Source organism: Vibrio sp. 10N.222.46.A1, from assembly GCF_041473595.1.
In the GTDB taxonomy this organism is placed as follows: Bacteria; Pseudomonadota; Gammaproteobacteria; order Enterobacterales; family Vibrionaceae; genus Vibrio; species Vibrio tasmaniensis_A.
In genome coordinates this window covers 1-2,116 of sequence record NZ_JBFRSN010001474.1, presented here as the reverse complement: position 1 = coordinate 2,116, position 2,116 = coordinate 1, and the positions used below count along the sequence as shown (strand labels likewise).

Here is a 2,116-nt window from a genome sequence, read left to right as displayed (position 1 = left end):
TATAAATGAGTGCAATTAACAATAACACAAAGTATTTCTGTATAGGGTTCAATAAAACAGGTACAACTTCATTAGAAAATGCATTTCGATTATTTGGTTTTACTTTAGGGGACCAAGCAACAGCGGAAATGCTAATATTTGATTGGAATAATAATCAATTTGAAAAAATACTCAGATTTTGTGAAATGGCTGACGCTTTTCAAGATATTCCTTTTTCTCTACCTGGAACATATATAAAAATCTTTGAACAATACCCAAATGCCAAGTTTATTTTGACGTTGAGAGATTCTTCAGAGCAGTGGTATGAGTCTCTTACTCGGTTTCATTCCAAAGTCTTTTCAACTGATAAGAATAGCTTACCCTCTAAACATGATCTAGATAACTCTATGTATCGCTATAAAGGGTATAGTTTGGATGCAATGAAAGTTATGTATGGTTATCCAAACGTACCGCTTTATGATAAGAAGCATTACATGGATTTATACGAAAAGCACGAGAAGGACGTAAAAGAATTCTTTAAAGATAAGCCAGAAAATTTATTGGTTTTAAATGTTGCGGAGACAAACTCTTATCAAAAGCTTGCGGATTTTGTAGGGGTTCGTGTTGAGAGCGATGGCTCTTTTCCTTGGGAGAATAAGACATGAAAATTAAAGTAACACAGCCCTCATTTCCGCCTCTTAGTGAATTTAACCAAATGCTAGAGGATATCTGGGATAGGAAATGGCTTACTAATGGGGGGCATTATCACCAAGAACTAGAAAGAGCTTTAGCCAACCATCTTGGAGTTAAGTACGTTTCTTTATTTTGTAATGGTACTATTGCTTTATTGACTGGTCTCAAAGCTTTAGGGATAACTGGAGAAGTTATCACCACTCCTTTTACGTTTGTAGCAACTTCTCATGCAATTGAATGGAATGGTTGTACCCCTGTGTTTTGTGATATAGATCCCGATAGCTATAATTTGGATCCCTCTAAGATAGAGAGCTTAATCTCTGAAAAAACGCAAGCTATAATGCCAGTTCATGTTTATGGAACCCCATGTGATGTAAAAGCTCTAAAATCTATTGCTGATAAATATGATTTGAAAGTTTTCTATGATGCAGCTCATTCCTTTGGTGTTGAAGTTGACGGTGAGTCTATTTTAAATTTCGGTGACTTATCAATGATGAGTTTTCATGCAACAAAGGTATTCAATACGATTGAAGGTGGAGCTCTAATAACAAACTGTCCTGATATGAAGAAAAAGATCGATTTCTTGAAAAACTTTGGCTTTGCTGGAGAAGAATCGGTGGTTGATATTGGGATTAATGGCAAAATGAATGAAGTACAGGCTGCTTTTGGCTTAGCTCAGTTAAAGTATGTTGAGGAGCAAATCACTCATTGCAAGAGCATTTCTGATTTGTACCGTGAAAAGCTATCTGACGTGCCTGGTATCGAAGTTCTGAAGGAATCTGATAACGTAAAATATAATTACTCATACTTTCCAATAGTAGTTAATGAACGTGAATTTGGTATTGATCGTGATATGCTTTATGAAATATTAAAAGATAACAATATTTTATCTAGAAAATACTTTTATCCGCTAGTATCTGATTTTGATGTTTATAAAAACAATCGAGAAATTTTTAGACAAGGTAGTCTTAGCGTTGCAAAAAAAATAAGTGCTAGAGTTTTATGCCTCCCAATATACTCTGACCTTAATATAGATGATGCAAGTAACGTAATTGATGTGATTAGGGCCTCACGATGAAAGTAGCAATAATGCAACCCTACTTTTTCCCATACTTCGGTTATTTTGAGCTAATTAAGTCAGTCGACAAATTTATAATTTATGATGATGTCAACTATATAAAAAAAGGATGGGTAAATAGGAATCGGATATTAATATCCGGAGAGCCAAAAATGTTTACAATGCCTCTGGTTAATGCTAGCCAGAATAGGCGTATAAATGAAATATTGCTATCTCCCCAAATCTCATTATGGAAGAGCAAATTTCTTAAAACAATTGAGTTAAATTATAAAAGAGCCCCTCATTTTGAAGAAACTTACGCTTTGGTAAGTAAAATCATTGGTTATAAATCAGAGAGCTTATCTGACTTTATAACCAATAGCATAG

General features: G+C 34.3%; 3 protein-coding genes. All 3 read left to right on the top strand.

Features of this window, described 5'->3' with window-relative positions:
- Window positions 1-5 precede the first annotated feature (5 nt).
- Window positions 6-644 (top strand): sulfotransferase, encoded by a 639-nt coding sequence (locus AB4496_RS27480; RefSeq protein ID WP_009847949.1) that lies wholly within the window; start codon window positions 6-8, stop codon window positions 642-644.
- Complete coding sequence (locus tag AB4496_RS27475; RefSeq protein WP_009847948.1) at window positions 641-1,750, top strand: DegT/DnrJ/EryC1/StrS aminotransferase family protein; 1,110 nt, start codon at window positions 641-643, stop codon at window positions 1,748-1,750. The genes AB4496_RS27480 and AB4496_RS27475 overlap by 4 nt, the downstream gene beginning before the upstream one ends.
- A partial coding sequence (locus tag AB4496_RS27470; protein ID WP_372133138.1) for a WbqC family protein occupies window positions 1,747-2,116 on the top strand: 370 nt, incomplete at its 3' end. The genes AB4496_RS27475 and AB4496_RS27470, both read left to right, overlap by 4 nt.

What these genes read in the sequence shown, in the direction of transcription:
- AB4496_RS27480 (WP_009847949.1), top strand. Translation starts at nt 6, where the DNA reads ATGAGTGCAATTAACAATAACACAAAGTATTTCTGTATAGGGTTCAAT.
- AB4496_RS27475 (WP_009847948.1), top strand. Translation starts at nt 641, where the DNA reads ATGAAAATTAAAGTAACACAGCCCTCATTTCCGCCTCTTAGTGAATTT.